The sequence below is a fragment of the Novosphingobium sp. MMS21-SN21R genome, assembly GCF_031846015.1.
GTDB lineage: Bacteria > Pseudomonadota > Alphaproteobacteria > Sphingomonadales > Sphingomonadaceae > Novosphingobium.
This window is the reverse complement of record NZ_JAVRDU010000001.1, coordinates 3,166,266-3,180,871: the sequence shown is the minus strand read 5'-3', so window position 1 is coordinate 3,180,871 and position 14,606 is coordinate 3,166,266. Positions and strand designations below refer to the sequence as shown.

Sequence of the window (14,606 nt, the reverse complement as noted above, 5' to 3'; positions counted from 1 at the left end):
CGCGCGGGTTCTTCAGATCGCAGGCGCCCAGCCGAGCAGATGGTCGACGATGCGCTCGGCTGCTGCTTCGGGCGTTTCATGCGTGGTGTCTACCCTGATTTCAGGATTCTGCGGCGCTTCGTAGGGGCTGTCGATACCGGTGAAGTTCTTGAGTTGGCCGGAGCGAGCCTTCTTGTAGAGGCCCTTCACATCGCGGCGCTCGGCTTCCTCTAACGGCGTGTCGATGAACACCTCAAGGAATTCACCATCCGCCTGGAGTGCGCGCACCATCTCGCGTTCGGCACGGAACGGGCTGATGAAGGCGGTCAGGACGATCAAGCCCGCATCGGTCATCAACTTGGCCACTTCGCCAACGCGGCGAATATTCTCGATACGGTCAGCCTCGGTGAAGCCGAGATCCTTGTTGAGGCCATGGCGCACGTTGTCGCCGTCGAGCAGGAAGGTGTGCTTGCCAAGGGCGTGCAGCTTCTTCTCGACGAGGTTGGCGATGGTCGACTTGCCTGAACCCGACAGGCCGGTGAACCACAGCACCGCGGGCTTCTGGTTCTTCGCAGCGGCGTGTGCCTCGCGGCTGATGTCGAGCGCCTGCCAGTGCACGTTCTGGGCGCGGCGCAGGCTGAAATTGAGCATGCCTGCCGCGACAGTCGCGTTGGTGATCTTGTCGACCAGCACGAACCCGCCGAGCGTCCGGCTCTGCGCATAGGCTTCGAACACGATGGACTTGTCGGTGGCGAGTTCGGCAACGCCGATGGCGTTGAGCTCCAACGTCTTGGCGGCTAATTGCTCCATCGTGTTGACGTTCACGACGTATTTTGGCGCCTGCACCGTGGCAGAGACGGTCTGCGTAGCGAGCTTGAGCCAATAGGCGCGGCCGGGGATCATCGCTTCGTCGTTCAGCCAAACGAGCGTCGCCTCGAACTGGTCTGCAGCCTCGGGTGGATTGTCGGCAAGCGCGATCACGTCGCCGCGCGAGCAATCGACTTCGTCGGCAAAGCAGACGGTAACCGACTGGCCTGCCACGGCTTCGTCAAGATCGCCGTCGAGTGTAACCACCCGCGTGACCGTGCTGGTCTTGCCCGAAGGCAGGACGCGGACGGCATCACCGGGCTTGACGCTGCCGGTGGCGATCAGGCCGGAAAACCCGCGAAAGTCGAGATTGGGTCGGTTGACCCACTGCACGGGCATGCGGAACGGCTTGTCGGCATCGAGCGCCGAGAGCACTTCGACCGTTTCCAGGTGCTCGATCAGCGTCGGGCCGCCGTACCACGGGGTATTGGCCGAGCGCGTGGTGATGTTGTCACCCTTGAAACCCGATATCGGCATCGCGGTGAACGAATCGATTCCGATAGAGCGCGCGAACTCGGTGTAGTCCTTGACGATGGCGTCAAAGGTGGCCTGATTGTAATCGACGAGGTCCATCTTGTTGACGGCAAGGACGATGTTCTTGATGCCGATCAGGTGGCACAGGTACGAATGGCGGCGCGTCTGCACCAGCACGCCCTTGCGCGCGTCGATAAGGATCACCGCGAGGTCGGCGGTGGAAGCGCCCGTCACCATATTGCGGGTGTACTGTTCGTGGCCGGGGCAATCGGCGACGATGAACTTGCGCTTCTCGGTATTGAAGAAGCGGTAGGCGACATCGATGGTGATGCCTTGCTCGCGCTCGGCTGCAAGGCCGTCGACCAGCAGAGCGAAGTCGATCTCTTGCCCCTGCGTGCCGACCTTCTTGCTGTCGCTTTCGAGTGCAGCGAGCTGGTCCTCGAAGATCATCTTCGAATCATAGAGCAGGCGGCCGATCAGCGTGGACTTGCCATCGTCCACCGACCCGCAGGTGATGAAGCGCAGCATGGTCTTGTGCTGATGCTGGTCAAGATAGGCGTCGATGTCCTCGGCGATGAGCGCTTCGGTGACGTAGATCGGGTCGGTGGTGACGGTGTCCGACATCAGAAGTACCCCTGCTGCTTCTTGACTTCCATGCCGGCGCCGCCAGCGTCCTTGTCGATCGCGCGGCCCTGACGCTCGCTGGTGGTGGTGAGCAGGGTTTCCTGGATCACCTCAGGCAAGGTCTTGGCCGTGCTTTCCACCGCGCCGGTCAGCGGGTAGCAGCCCAGCGTGCGGAACCGGATCGAGCGCATCACCGGTTCTTCGCCCGGTTGCAGCGGGAAGCGGTCATCATCGACCATCAGCAGCATGCCATCGCGCTCCACGGTGGGGCGCTCGTCCGCGAAATAGAGCGGGACGATCGGCACATCGTTGAGGTGGATGTACTGCCAGATATCGAGCTCGGTCCAGTTCGAGATCGGGAAGACGCGGATCGATTCGCCCTTGTTCTTGCGGGCGTTGTAGAGGTTCCACAGTTCGGGGCGCTGGTTCTTGGGGTCCCAACCGTGGCTTGCGGTGCGGAAGCTGAAGATGCGCTCCTTGGCGCGGCTCTTTTCCTCGTCGCGCCGCGCGCCGCCAAAGGCTGCGTCGAAGCCATACTTGTCGAGCGCCTGCTTCAGCCCTTCGGTCTTCCACATGTCGGTGTGGAGCGCGCCATGGTCGAACGGGTTGATCCCGCGCTCGGCCGCTTCGGGGTTCTGATAGACCAGCAGTTCCATGCCGCTCTCCTGCGCCATGCGGTCGCGGAGCTTGTACATTTCCTGGAATTTCCAGGTGGTATCGACATGCAGCAGCGGGAACGGCGGGGGCGAGGGGTAGAACGCCTTGCGCGCCAGGTGCAGCATCACCGCGCTGTCCTTGCCCACCGAATAGAGCATGACCGGGTTCTCGGACTCGGCCACAACCTCGCGCATGATGTGGATTGCCTCGGCTTCGAGACGCTGCAGGTGTGTGAGGGTCGAACTGGTCATCGCTTCGGCTTTCGCTCCGATATTGCGTTGAAGCCGGGATGGCGGCGAGGGTCATGTGCAGATACTCCCATTTGGGAGCGGGCGAAGTGACATGTCTTTAGCCGGTGCAAGTCGGGCTTTCGCCGGGCAAGTCTGCAGCCGACAAAGCTTGCGGGCATGGTGCCAACCGCCTAAGCGCTAGCAATGGCTGTATACCTCCACGAAGAAGACCTGCCCGAGGGCGTGCTTGCACCTGGCCCCGTTGCTGTCGATACCGAGACGATGGGACTGATCACTCCGCGCGACCGTCTGTGTCTCGTGCAGATTTCGGACGGCAAAGGCGATGAACATCTGGTGCGTTTCGCGCCCGGAAGCAGCTTTGCTGCGCCGAACCTCAAGGCAGTTCTGGCCGATCCGGCGCGGATCAAGCTCTATCACTTTGCGCGGTTCGATCTTGCCGCAATCGAACACTATCTCGGCGTAGTTGCCGCGCCGGTGTTCTGCACCAAGATCGCCTCCAAGCTGGTCCGCACCTATACCGACCGCCACGGGCTCAAGGATCTGGTACGCGAACTGCTGGGCAAGGAGATTTCCAAGCAGCAGCAATCAAGCGACTGGGGCGCGCCGGCGCTTACCGATGCGCAACAGGAGTATGCCGCCTCGGACGTGCGCTTCCTGCACGCGATGCACGCTATTCTGGTAGAGCGGCTGGCGCGCGAACACCGCACGGAAATGGCGCAGGCCTGCTTCGACTTCCTGCCGATGCGGGCGCGGCTTGACCTCGCCGGTTGGGCAGAGCGTGACATCTTCAGCCACGAGTAAGGTGCGGGGAGCAAGGTTGCCGCAATGACCGTGCAAGCCGACATGATGCGAACCCGCAGGCGCAGTTTTGCTGCGCCGGGCGGTTTTCACGACCGGCTCGTGCATTTTCTGGCGCGCGCCCTTCCTGCTGCCGTTGGCGCGCTGCTTGCCGTGATGATCATCGCGCCGATCTCGCCGCGCGGCGAGATCAGCTTCCTGCTCGACCGTCGCAAGGTGGCCGTAGTCGATGACCGGATGCAGGTTTCGAGCGCGATGTACCGCGGGCAGGATGACGAAGGGCGCAGCTTTTCGATCACGGCGGGATCGGCGATCCAGCGAACCAAGGCCAATCCGCTGATCCAGCTGGAACAGTTGACCGCTCGAATCATGCTCGACGATGGCCCCGCCCTGCTGACCGCAGGCAATGGCGACTACAATTTCGGCAACGAGATCGTCGACATCAAGGGGCCGATCAATTTCCAGACGTCGGACGGTTACCGGATGACCGCGACGAACGTCGACATCGATCTTGGCGGCAAGCTGCTCAAGAGCCGGGGGCCGGTCGAAGGCCGCATTCCGGCTGGCACATTTTCCGCCGACGCGATAAGCGCGGATCTGTCGGAACGCTCCGTAACGCTTGATGGAAACGCCCGCCTCCGCATGGTGCCGGGCAGGATGAATATGCCATGACCACGACCGAAATCATCCTTTCCGCACGGCCACTGCGCATGGCTGCCATCGGTTTTGCCGGAGCGACTGCGCTAGTCGCCGGGGCCAACGCCTTGTTCGCGCAAGGCATTGCCGGGCATGACAGCAAAGCCCCGGTCAACTACGCGGCAGACCGCATCGAAGTGCAGGACAAGGCCAAGCGCGTGGTCCTTTCGGGCAATGTTGATATTGCCCAGTCCGATCTGCGCCTGCGCGCCGCCCGTACGACCGTTGCCTACAGCAATCCCGGGCAGATCAGCATCGACCGGATCGACGCCACCGGCGGCGTGCAGGTCACGCGCGGCGGCGAAAGCGCGCGGGGCGATGTGGCGGTCTATGACTTCGGCCGCAATGTCATCACCATGACCGGCAATGTCGCGCTTCGGCGCAATGGTGACACGCTCAATGGCGGGCGGCTGGTAATCGACCTGGATTCAGGTTTGTCCAGCGTGGACGGTCGTTCGGGCGGGGCTGGTTCGGCCGGAAGCGGGCGCGTATCCGGGACGTTCAACGTCAAGCAGAACTGACGGCCGAAAGTCTGTGCTGCCGGTCAGTCCGGCTTTGTGCAGTTCCTGATTGCGCTTGCGACGAGCGCCTCTTCATAAGCGCGCTTTTGCCCGGCATAGGACTGTCCGAGCCGCCCAAGCGATGTACAATCGAGCCGTGCCCCGGCCCGGTCCGCTTCTGCGATCGTCTCTGCCAGTTCCTTCGACGTATTTTCGGACGAAGGCGAGAGGAAAGCCTTCTGCCAGCGCCCTGGCGTCTTGAGCGTTTCGGCCATGGCCTGGCGACCCTGCGGCGTAGCCAGAAGCCGGGTGGTCAAGTCGCCGAGCGGCACCTGATCCTCGTTCTGTGACCAAAGCGCTGCCAGGCGGCGCGAAGCCTCTGCCGGATCGCCCGCGCCCAAGGCAATGTCGAACATCGCCTGCTGCGCTATCGAATCACGCCATCCGCGCCGCGCGGCGGCCTGAATCAACAGGCCGCTGCCTGCACGGTCGCCATTGCGCTCCTTGGCAATGGCAAGAAGAGAAAGATGCTCCGAAGGCAGCGGACGGCGGCGGACCAGTGTCCTGGCGGTCTCTATTGCAATCTCGGGAGTGCCGGAACGCACGACGGTGGTCGTCAGGCGTTCCTGCGCGAAACTGCGAAACGGGCCTGGCACGATGGCTGTCAATGCTGGCTCGCGCCGCGAGGCCCGGTCAAGCTCCGCGCCGACAGCGCACACCGCGATGCCTGCCATGAGCGTGATCCACACAGCGCGAATCATGGCACATTCTCCGCATCATCCGTTCGCCGGGTCCCGCGACCTGCGACGGGGGCAAGCAGGAGTACGGCGAGACCTGCGAGACAGAGCATGGTCTGATTGCGCAACGGATAGTCGAGCACCGATTGCAGGCCGATCGTCAGCAGGATGGCAAAGCCGCCAAGAGCCGGCCAGCGCTGCGGTGCGGCGATTGCCTGCCATGCCGAAACGAACGCCCACAAGGCCCAAGCGGCAACAAGGGCCAATCCAAATGCGCCGGCTTCGATCGCGATTTCTATGTAATCGTTGTGCGCACGACCGGCCCGGCGCTGCGACACATATTCGAGCGATTCGTCTGCCTGGAAGACTTCGTCGAATGTGGCCATGCCCGCACCGACCGGCCAGTAACGCGAAACCGAGTAGCGGGCATCTTCCCAGATCATCGGGCGCTGTTCCTGCTTCTGTTCGAAACGGGCAAGTACGCTGTCGATGCGTGACCCACCGGTCAGCGGCACGAGGATCGCGCCCAAAGTGACCAGTGCAATCAGACTTCCCAGCGCCAGTCGCGGCGCCGGGGTAATGCTTCCGTTACCACGGCGCTCGAACCGGGCGGAAATCTGCCGAATGACTGCAAACCCGAGCGGAACCAGCAGCAAGACGAAACTGGTGCGCGACTGGGTGAGGATGACGCCGAGGACCAGCAGCACCGCTGCGATCATTTTCGCCAGCCCAGCAGTTGACGCCAATCGGGTTGGTGGCAGCGTCGCCAAGAGGATCAGGCAGCAATCGAGGAAGATGCCGGTTGAATTGCGATTGGCGAAAAGCCCGAACATTACGCCGGCCATGTCGTTTTCAACGTAAAGGACGCCAAGATGGCCCGGCCCGAGCAACTGCACAGCCCCCAGCAGGACATTTGCGACGCCCAATGCAATGAAAGCAAGCGTCATCCTGCCGACTGTATTGTCCGGTGAGCGCCACCCCAGGACGATCACGGTGAACGGTGCGAGGAGACCCAGGAATGCGACGAAGGTGCGGGCACTGTTGACCGTTGTGGCGAACCAGCCCTCGCCGCCTGCGGCGACAAGCGCTTCAAGCACCATCTCGCGGCCCGGCATGGCGGTCCAGATGGACGGGGGCAATGGTGCAAGCTGTAGAAGGGGAACCAGCAAAGTTGCCAGCAGCAGCGCAATCAGTGTGCGCGGCGCCTTGGCAACGAAATGCCGGACGGCCGGGTAGTGCAGCGCAAGAAGCGCCAGCGCTGCCAACTGGATGATGAGGTTGGAAAGCCCATAGGCGACGCCACCGCCACCGAATAATGCGGCCAATACAACGAATGCGGTGAGCTGGTCGGCCCGGTTCTTGAGCATGGGGACTGATCAACCGGATAGGCTGCCGGGTCAAGCGTTAGTGAACGCGACCGTGCGGGGTTTGGACAATGCTGCATTCGGGGCTGCACGCCGGTCCGGCCATTTTGCAGCAGCACGCTTCGGCTGTGTGGTCCAGACACAAAGAACCCGGCCGCCCATGCAGGGAAGCCGGGTTCCTGTAATCTTCAGTGCTGGATCAGTTCGCGCCGTTCGACTTGTTGTCGAATGCACGCGAGAGACCGTAGGCAGCAGCGCCGCCCGAAAGCAGAACGATCACCCAGATCGCCGGCTTCAGGCCATTCTCGTCGTCAACCTTTGCCGAAGCGCGGTTTGCCGAGTAGGTTGCCGACGGATACACCGCGGCAGAGTTGGCACGAGTGCCGGCTTGGGCAGCGATCGGTGCGGTCAGCATGGCTGTCGCAACAAGCGCCGTAGCAACGCGGGTAAACTTCATGACTAATCTCCTAAGCAGTATCGCTTCCGTGTACCGCCCTCTCCCTGCCGGGAATACCGCAATGCAAAATGATTCGCAACCAAAACTACGTGTTAACCCTGATAAGACACTAACTTCTCCAATTTGGTGGCGTTATCGGGCCGAACTGGAAGATTCAAAAACTGTCGGTTTTCCGCGTTTTTTCCTCAAGAATCAGGAAGAAAGCGGCAGATTTGGCAGCGTTTTGGAGGTATTGTGCGCGCAATATGGTTGCATTTTGCAGCGCACGCATGGATCTGCGTTTGATGCAAAATGATCATGCCGTGAACGGCGAATCGCAGGCCCGCGCAGATCTTTCGCTCATGCAGCATGAAATGCGATTCGTTCTGGGCACTGTGCCGGCACGAATTGAAGGCGCCTTCTTCGATGACGAGGAAGGCTTTTCGATTTCGAACGACGAAATCCTGTTCACCACCTGGGACGATGTGCGCTTTCATTATTGCCGCGGTGAAGGCCTGACGGTGCAGATGCCCGATGGCGATGGCGAGACCGACTTCGAGCTGTTTCTGTGGGGCACGGTGTTCGGGGCAGTGGCCTGGTTGAACGGGCTGGTGCCGCTCCATGCCAGCGCGGTCGATATCGGCGGCCACATCGTGGCGTTTACCGCCGATTCGGGTGGCGGCAAATCGACTCTGGCTGCAGCTATGGCAGCATACGGCCATCCTCATGTCTGCGACGACACCCTTGTGCTGTCCCTTCAGCCCGGTTGCGTTTATGCATTACCGGATAGCAAGTCCTTGAAATTGTGGGGCGATGCTTTGCAGATGACGTCGATTGAAGCGGGTCGGCCGGTTCCGTCGATGCCGGGCAAGCATTATGCCGCTGCGGCGTGCAAGGCTGAGGCGCCGCTACCGCTGACCGATCTGGTATTTCTGGAACGAGGCGATGAAGTGACCCTCGAGCCGGTTACGGGCGCTGCCAAGCTCGCGCTGTTGCCGGGCGCTCTTTACCGCGGCTTCGTTCACGTGGCGCGAGGCGACCGCGCTGCGCATGAACAGTTTCTGCTGCAGTTCTGTGCGGGGGTGCGATTCTGGACGCTGCGCCGGCCCTTTGATTCGCTCCGATTCGGCACGGATGTGGAGGTTATTTCGCAGTTGCTGCGTAGCGCGCACACGGCCAATAACCCTTGAAGCGCGGGACTTATTGCAAATCTGCCCTTTCTGGCTTGCTTCGCAGCCGCAACAAATATATATGACGGTTAAGAGATACGAGTTTTGGTACTAACTTTAGTTAGGAGTTCAATCATGACTGAGCGTAACGACGTAGCTTGCAAGATCTGGTCTGCTCCGGTTCTTGAAGAACTCACCGTCGATCTGACGGCAATTGCAGCTGGCAAGGGCAATGGCGGTGACGGCGGCTCGCAGGGCAAGTCGAAGAGCTGATTAACACTTCCCAGGTTCTGAAGTAATATGGCCAGAATTCTTCACAAGCTCGACGCATCTCATTGTGCGACCGAGGTCGATGGTGAATTGGTCATGATCCATGTCGAGACCGGCAAGTTCTTCTCCTTGAAAGGGGTGGGACTGGACATCTGGCGAAGGCTTGATGATCAGCCGGATCTCGATCTGATCTGTCAGGATCTGATGCAGGAATACGGTATTGCGCAGGACGAATGTCAGCGCTCCGTGGATGCATTTGTTTCGCAGCTGACAACTGCGGGCTTCGCGAAACCGGCCTGATCTTTGCCATTCATTGGCGGGAGTGGCGGGATGCGAATTTCGCAGTCAATGCAGTTGCGGTTTCAAGTAGGGCGCGCCGTGGCATTTCTTGCTGCGGCGCGCTTTCTTGTGAGGGTCGTGCCGCTGCGATTATGGCGTGGCAGTCTCGGTCAGATTGTTGCGCAACCGCAACATCAATCTGCCGAAAGCCCTCCTCCGGAATACCAATTCGGCGATGCTGCGCTCGCGGTTCTGCGCGAGGCCCTGATGCTTGGCCGGTGTGTAGACCGTGCGAGCGAGATACTGCCCGGCCATTCGCGATGCCTGCCGCAGGCCGTTGCATTGCAGTGGATCATGCGCATGCACGGCATCGCTTCCCAAATCATAATCGCGTTCCATATCTTTGATCGCGCAGGTGAACATGCCTATCATGCATGGGTCGAACATCGCGGCGAGATGTTGATCGGCCATTGCGACCGTTCGTCCTATAGACCCATCATGACCTTGTCTGTCGGCAAGGACTCACAGCTTCCGGAAGCCGCAGTTGACCGGACATGACCTCCTGATTCTTGCAGCCATCGACCTTTCTGGTGGCCCGGAATGGTTCACTGGCGATTGGGGCAGGGCGGTTCAGGCACTTCGCCTCGGTAGAGCTGGCGACGTCTTGCACGGCACGGTTCCGGGTGCGGCCTTTGCCACGCGCGCTGCGGTGGCGGGCCTGCCAGACCGCAAGGTGCAGGTGCGGACACGTGGCTTCACCCGGCACGACAATGGTGGCTACACCTTGCTGTCCGGGACGATTTACGATCCGGATGATCTTTGCAACCGCTGGGGCATTGATCGGCAACTTGATCCTGCCGGCCTTTACGCCGCCATGCATGCGAGGCTCGGCGACGATTGCGACAAGCATATCAACGGCAATTACGCCGCCGTGCAGTGGAATCCGGAACGACGACAGGCAAGGCTGGCGCGGTCTGCGACCAGCCGCGCGCCGCTGCATGTGCTGCGTGACGGGAATCGACTTGTAGTTTCCTCGCTTCCCGCACCGATCATGGCTCTGGGCCATCACGCGGCAATCGACGACAACATGCTCGGCGACTGGCTGCTGCTCAACGCACGCAGGCCGGCCAAAAGCTGGTACAAAGGCCTGCACCGCGTGCCTGCAGCCAGCGTTGAAGCGCATGACCCTGATGGACACACTACTCGCCAGTACTGGTCGGTACTGGACGTCCCGGCCGTTCGTTTCAAGAAAGACGAAGATTACGTCGAGGCCGTTACAGAGCAGTTCGAACGCGCGACAGCGACGATGCTCGCAGGCGCGCGGTGCCCCGGCGTGCTGCTGTCGGGTGGGCTCGATTCGCAGGCCGTCGCCAGTTTCGCCGCCACCCAGCTGCCGCCGGGCGGGGTCTTGCGGTCCTATACCTCGGTGCCAGCCCCCGGATGGGTGCCGACCGACAGCGAAACGCTGTTCAGCGATGAATCGCCGCATGTGCGTGCCTTGTGCGCCATGTATCCGCAAATCACGCCAAGCTTCATTGACGGCGCGCATTTGCGCTTTGGAGAGCGGCTGCAATCGTCGATGTTGATGTCGGGGTGGCCAAGCTACAACGAGATGAATGCCCACTGGTTTCACGCCGCGCTCGAACAGGCCTCCGCTGACGGGGTGGATGTGGTGCTTGGCGGCGACATGGGCAACGCCAGCTTCAGCTATGATGGCTTTACCGGATTTCCGACATGGCTGGCCAAAGGCAACTGGCTTCGATTGATGCGCGAGCTGCTGGCCGATCGCTACGACGCGCGGCCTACTTGGCGGAAACTCATTGCCCTGGCTGTTATGCCGCACGTCCCCTTGGCGGTGAAACGGGCGGTCGATTCAGGACGTCCGTGGCGACCTTCGCCGTTCACCTGGTGGTGTCCGATGCGGGAGGACTATGCGCGGCGTAGCGGTGCGCTGGACCGCGCGGCTCGCGATGGCCACGATCTCGAAGCTTACGACATTGCTTCCGCTCGCCAATGGCGCGACGAGGTGGTGACGGGATTGCTCGCAGGTGCGCCGGAGATATCGCTGGGCTATACGCTGCTTTATGGCACCGAGATGCGCGACCCAACAGCTTATGTCCCTCTGCTCGAATTGTGCGCAGGGATTGGTGACGAGCAGTACTTGCGGGGCGGCGTCGACCGCTGGCTGGCGCGACGCATGTTGAGTGGCCGGGTGCCAGACGTCGTTCGCGATGAACGGCGCGTGGGTGCGCAGTCGTCGGACTGGCCCATGCGAATGACGCGCGAACGCGATGGAATGCTGCATGAACTCCAGATGATGCAAAGCGACCCACGCCTTGCGGACGTGCTCGATCTGCCCAGGCTTGTCGCCGATCTGCAGAACTGGGATGGGCAGGACATCGCCGCGCGGCGAGATGCCGCCAAGCTGAATTCCGGCCTCACCCGCGGCATCGCGACAGCCCGGTTCGTGCAATTCGTGGAAGGCCGCAATGCCGGTTGATCAGCGCCAGTCCACGCTTGCCGCGCTCCGCCTGATCCTGCGGCTGACCGGGCGCGCGCGGCTCGTCTGGCTCGGTATTCTGATGATCGTCTCGAGCCTGACCGAAGGCATCGGGCTGCTGATCCTGATACCGATCACCAGCGTGATCGCGGGCGAAAACTCGCTTGGTGCGCTCGGGAAATGGATGGCCCCGCTCGCCGGAGTGCCAGTGCCTGTGCTCCTGCTGGCGATCGTCGCGGTGGTCGTGGTCCGCGCCTTGCTCGTATTTCTGGTGCTTCAACTGCGTGCCAGCATGGGTCTGGCGATGACCCGCGCCATGCGCATCGAGGCGCAGGATGCTGTCATGGCCGCCGAGTGGCGCTGGCTCAGCAGCCAGACAAGTTCCAGCCACGCCGCCCGTATTATCGGCGAGGCAGATCGCGTCGGCCATCTGGGGGAAGAGGCGCTGTCGGTGGTCACCGCGCTCGTCACTGCGGTCATGCTGATGGCAGCGGCCTTCGCCATTTCGTGGAAGCTGACGCTGATCGCGCTGGTTTCGGCGGCGCTTGTGGTGCTGGTGGTGGTGCTGCTGCGCACGCATCGCCACCGCGAGGGCGAGCGCTATAGCGAGATTTATGAGGCCTTGCAGGAGCAGGTCTCCAACGGGTTGTTCCATTTGCGCGCTGCCCGGATCGGCGGGGCGGAAGAAGCGCTGACCCGGCAGTTCAGCGAGACCGCCCGCGCGCTCGAAGAGGCGGAACTGCGCAACCAGCGTTCGGTTGCGATGACGCACGTCAGTTTCCAGGCGGTTGCCGTGGGCGTGCTGTGCGTGCTGGTTTACATCGCGCTGCTGCAGATGCGTCTGCCGCTGAGCATTCTCGTGCCGGTGCTGGCGATCATGGTCCGGTTCGTGCCGGTCGCCACTGGGTTGCAGCAGTCGGTGCGGAACTGGCGTTTCAATCGTCCCGCGCTCGATGCGCTGAAAGCCATGGTTGCCGAGGCGCAGGCCAACCGCGAAGTGCGCGATGTTTCCGTGGAACCGCCCCGATTGACCCGCGCGATTACGCTGCGCCACGTGACGATGCAGTACGCCGGACGCGACACGCGCGTCTTTGACCAGTTCGACCTGACCATTCGGGCCGGTAGCGTCGTCGGCATCTGCGGGCCCTCGGGCGTGGGCAAGAGCAGTCTGGCCGATATTCTGGGCGGGTTGATCTCGCCCGATTCGGGTGAAGTGCTGATCGATGACCAACCGCTTGCCGGTAGCGCGCGGATCGCCTGGCGGCAGCGGGTGGCCTATGTCGAACAGGTGCCATACCTGTTCAACGGCACCGTGGCCGAGAATCTGGCCTGGGGCCGGGACAGTTGCGATGAGGCGGCGATTCGGCATGCTCTTGAACGCGCCTCGGCCTCGTTCGTATTTGGGCTGCCATCCGGGCTGAATACGCGTGTCGGCGAGGGCGGACGGCAATTTTCCGGGGGTGAAAGACAACGGCTGGCGCTGGCGCGTGCGTTGCTGCGGTCGCCAGATCTGCTTATTCTCGACGAGGTGACGGCGGCGCTGGATGGCGGAAACGAAGCTGCGGTCACAGGGACGATCGCCGCGCTCAAAGGCTCTTGTACCATCCTGATCCTCGGCCACCGTGCAGCATTGCTTGAACTTGCCGACCAGATCGTCGATCTGGGGAACCATGCCGATGCCCAACGACCCGATGCGTAATGAATCGATGATCCAGGATGGCAGGCACGAAGAGCTGTTGCTGCGCATCTGCGCCGCGCCTGACGGGAATCACGCTGACCTTAGCCAGCAACTGGACGCAGGCGAATGGCAATCCCTCGCTGATCTGGCCGAAGTCCACCGGCTGTCACCTCTGCTGCGGCGAAACTTTCAGATGTCGGGCTGCGCGGCGCTCGTGCCCGAATCGGTGCGCACCGAAATTGACCGCGCTTGCCAGTGGCACTCGCTTTACGGACTGCGGCAGACTGTCGCGCTCAAGCGGCTGTGGGAGACACTGGCTGGAGCCGGTTTCCAGCCGGTGCTGCTCAAAGGCGTGGCGCTGGCGCACCGTGACTTCCCCGACCAGTCATTGCGGCCGATGCGCGATGTCGACCTGCTCCTGTCACGCGAGGAGGCCGAGCGGGCGCAGGCATTCCTGCTCGCGCACGATGATTACCGGCTGGCACCTTGGGCCGGAACGTATGGCGTTGAATACAACCATCAGCTCCCTGAAATTCAGGACATCGAGTTCGAGCTGACCATCGAAATTCATCACCGGGTAAACGCGCGCAACTGGCCGCAGGAACCGCAGTTCGTTGCCATGCTCCATGAAGAAGCGGAATCGATTCCGATTCTCGGAACCGCGATGAAAGTGCCGTCGCGGCGTACCAATTTCCTGCATTTGGTAGAGCATGCGACGCTTCATCACACGTTCGAGAATGGCCCGCTGACTTTGGCTGACCTCCATTTCCTCGCGCAGAGCAATACGCTTGACTGGGACTGGATCGAGCAGGCAGCCGATCGGCTGGGCCTTGCGAATTCACTGCGCCTGGTTGCTGCCCTGGCACATCGCCATGGCGCACAATGGGTCCCTCATCGCTTGCTGGCAGGTGCTCGCTTTCCTGAAAGTCATATCGCGGCAGCCACTGCGGCGCTGCTTCAGGACAAGGAGGTGGCGGAGCGGAACAAGCTGTTGCGCCGCCTGGATCAAGCCGATGCGGGACAATGGGGATGGCGAGCCGCTCTGCGCAAGGCCCTGCGGCCTGACCCCTATCAACTGGCCGATATCGCCCATTCCCGGCCAGACCAGATGCGACGCTGGCTGGCATATCCGATTTGGCTGATAAAGCGCGGGATGCGCTATCGTGCGGCGATGGAGAGTGATGCTGCGCTGGTTGGTGCGCGACGAGAGGCAGACATGGTTGCCTGGCTGCGTCAGGGAGTATCGCGGTAGTGCAGGACGAGGTCAGTTTGGCAATTGGGTGGTTGCCGCTGCAGCGTATGTTGCAATGCAGCAGTTGCCGGTTCA

At 61.9% G+C, this 14,606-nt stretch carries 15 protein-coding genes; 10 read left to right on the top strand and 5 right to left on the bottom strand.

The window, feature by feature from the left end; translation table 11 throughout:
- Positions 1-12: 12 nt before the first annotated feature.
- Together cysN and cysD are read right to left on the bottom strand one after the other, a co-directional pair.
- Entirely contained in the window at positions 13-1,944 is a 1,932-nt protein-coding gene (gene cysN / locus RM192_RS15475) for a sulfate adenylyltransferase subunit CysN (protein WP_311508450.1), read from the bottom strand.
- Positions 1,944-2,873, bottom strand: a complete 930-nt coding sequence (gene cysD, locus RM192_RS15470; protein ID WP_311508651.1) for a sulfate adenylyltransferase subunit CysD — start codon at positions 2,871-2,873, stop codon at positions 1,944-1,946. Before cysD ends, cysN begins: the two co-directional genes overlap by 1 nt.
- Positions 2,874-3,035: 162 nt before the next feature.
- Between cysD and RM192_RS15465 the strand changes: the two genes are divergently transcribed.
- Genes RM192_RS15465 through RM192_RS15455 form a run of 3 tightly spaced genes read left to right on the top strand, consistent with a single transcriptional unit; the run spans position 3,036 to position 4,867 of the window.
- Positions 3,036-3,653, top strand: a complete 618-nt coding sequence (locus RM192_RS15465; RefSeq protein ID WP_311508449.1) for a ribonuclease D — start codon at positions 3,036-3,038, stop codon at positions 3,651-3,653.
- Between the two features lie 24 nt (positions 3,654-3,677).
- Positions 3,678-4,322: an LPS export ABC transporter periplasmic protein LptC gene (gene lptC / locus RM192_RS15460; RefSeq protein ID WP_311508448.1), complete on the top strand. Its 645-nt coding sequence runs from the start codon at positions 3,678-3,680 to the stop codon at positions 4,320-4,322.
- The gene (locus RM192_RS15455) at positions 4,319-4,867 is read left to right on the top strand and encodes an LptA/OstA family protein (protein WP_311508447.1); all 549 of its coding nucleotides are present in this window, start codon (positions 4,319-4,321) and stop codon (positions 4,865-4,867) included. Before lptC ends, RM192_RS15455 begins: the two co-directional genes overlap by 4 nt.
- A 23-nt stretch (positions 4,868-4,890) precedes the next feature.
- Here RM192_RS15455 and RM192_RS15450 read toward each other — a convergent pair whose 3' ends face one another.
- The 3 genes from RM192_RS15450 to RM192_RS15440 form a co-directional block, all read right to left on the bottom strand.
- Positions 4,891-5,607, bottom strand: a complete 717-nt coding sequence (locus RM192_RS15450; protein WP_311508446.1) for a hypothetical protein — start codon at positions 5,605-5,607, stop codon at positions 4,891-4,893.
- The gene (locus tag RM192_RS15445; protein ID WP_311508445.1) at positions 5,604-6,950 is read right to left on the bottom strand and encodes an O-antigen ligase family protein; all 1,347 of its coding nucleotides are present in this window, start codon (positions 6,948-6,950) and stop codon (positions 5,604-5,606) included. Before RM192_RS15445 ends, RM192_RS15450 begins: the two co-directional genes overlap by 4 nt.
- 196 nt (positions 6,951-7,146) lie before the next feature.
- The gene (locus tag RM192_RS15440) at positions 7,147-7,404 is read right to left on the bottom strand and encodes a hypothetical protein (RefSeq protein WP_311508444.1); all 258 of its coding nucleotides are present in this window, start codon (positions 7,402-7,404) and stop codon (positions 7,147-7,149) included.
- A gap of 212 nt (positions 7,405-7,616) precedes the next feature.
- On the opposite strand from RM192_RS15440, the gene RM192_RS15435 reads away from it, so the two are divergent.
- From RM192_RS15435 to RM192_RS15405, 7 genes are all read left to right on the top strand, one after another.
- The gene (locus RM192_RS15435; protein WP_311508443.1) at positions 7,617-8,573 is read left to right on the top strand and encodes a hypothetical protein; all 957 of its coding nucleotides are present in this window, start codon (positions 7,617-7,619) and stop codon (positions 8,571-8,573) included.
- Positions 8,574-8,687: 114 nt separating this feature from the next.
- The gene (locus RM192_RS15430) at positions 8,688-8,825 is read left to right on the top strand and encodes a hypothetical protein (protein WP_311508442.1); all 138 of its coding nucleotides are present in this window, start codon (positions 8,688-8,690) and stop codon (positions 8,823-8,825) included.
- A 27-nt stretch (positions 8,826-8,852) separates the two neighbouring features.
- Positions 8,853-9,122, top strand: a complete 270-nt coding sequence (locus RM192_RS15425; RefSeq protein WP_311508441.1) for a PqqD family protein — start codon at positions 8,853-8,855, stop codon at positions 9,120-9,122.
- A gap of 30 nt (positions 9,123-9,152) precedes the next feature.
- Positions 9,153-9,659: a lasso peptide biosynthesis B2 protein gene (locus RM192_RS15420; protein WP_311508440.1), complete on the top strand. Its 507-nt coding sequence runs from the start codon at positions 9,153-9,155 to the stop codon at positions 9,657-9,659.
- Positions 9,646-11,601: an asparagine synthase-related protein gene (locus RM192_RS15415; protein ID WP_311508439.1), complete on the top strand. Its 1,956-nt coding sequence runs from the start codon at positions 9,646-9,648 to the stop codon at positions 11,599-11,601. The genes RM192_RS15420 and RM192_RS15415 overlap by 14 nt, the downstream gene beginning before the upstream one ends.
- On the top strand, positions 11,591-13,300 hold the full coding sequence (locus RM192_RS15410) for an ABC transporter ATP-binding protein (protein ID WP_311508438.1): 1,710 nt from the start codon (positions 11,591-11,593) through the stop codon (positions 13,298-13,300). Before RM192_RS15415 ends, RM192_RS15410 begins: the two co-directional genes overlap by 11 nt.
- Positions 13,272-14,531 carry a nucleotidyltransferase family protein gene (locus RM192_RS15405; RefSeq protein ID WP_311508437.1) on the top strand — a complete coding sequence of 420 codons (1,260 nt, stop codon included), beginning with the start codon at positions 13,272-13,274 and terminating at the stop codon, positions 14,529-14,531. Before RM192_RS15410 ends, RM192_RS15405 begins: the two co-directional genes overlap by 29 nt.
- Positions 14,532-14,606: the final 75 nt, after the last annotated feature.

Bases quoted from the DNA above. Each gene is read 5' to 3' on its own strand.
- RM192_RS15455 (WP_311508447.1), top strand. From the start codon at position 4,319: ATGACCACGACCGAAATCATCCTTTCCGCACGGCCACTGCGCATGGCT.
- lptC (WP_311508448.1), top strand. From the start codon at position 3,678: ATGACCGTGCAAGCCGACATGATGCGAACCCGCAGGCGCAGTTTTGCT.
- RM192_RS15405 (WP_311508437.1), top strand. From the start codon at position 13,272: ATGCCGATGCCCAACGACCCGATGCGTAATGAATCGATGATCCAGGAT.
- RM192_RS15410 (WP_311508438.1), top strand. From the start codon at position 11,591: ATGCCGGTTGATCAGCGCCAGTCCACGCTTGCCGCGCTCCGCCTGATC.
- RM192_RS15445 (WP_311508445.1), bottom strand. From the start codon at position 6,950: ATGCTCAAGAACCGGGCCGACCAGCTCACCGCATTCGTTGTATTGGCC.
- RM192_RS15465 (WP_311508449.1), top strand. From the start codon at position 3,036: ATGGCTGTATACCTCCACGAAGAAGACCTGCCCGAGGGCGTGCTTGCA.
- RM192_RS15450 (WP_311508446.1), bottom strand. From the start codon at position 5,607: ATGATTCGCGCTGTGTGGATCACGCTCATGGCAGGCATCGCGGTGTGC.
- RM192_RS15425 (WP_311508441.1), top strand. From the start codon at position 8,853: ATGGCCAGAATTCTTCACAAGCTCGACGCATCTCATTGTGCGACCGAG.
- RM192_RS15440 (WP_311508444.1), bottom strand. From the start codon at position 7,404: ATGAAGTTTACCCGCGTTGCTACGGCGCTTGTTGCGACAGCCATGCTG.
- RM192_RS15430 (WP_311508442.1), top strand. From the start codon at position 8,688: ATGACTGAGCGTAACGACGTAGCTTGCAAGATCTGGTCTGCTCCGGTT.
- RM192_RS15420 (WP_311508440.1), top strand. From the start codon at position 9,153: ATGCGAATTTCGCAGTCAATGCAGTTGCGGTTTCAAGTAGGGCGCGCC.
- cysN (WP_311508450.1), bottom strand. From the start codon at position 1,944: ATGTCGGACACCGTCACCACCGACCCGATCTACGTCACCGAAGCGCTC.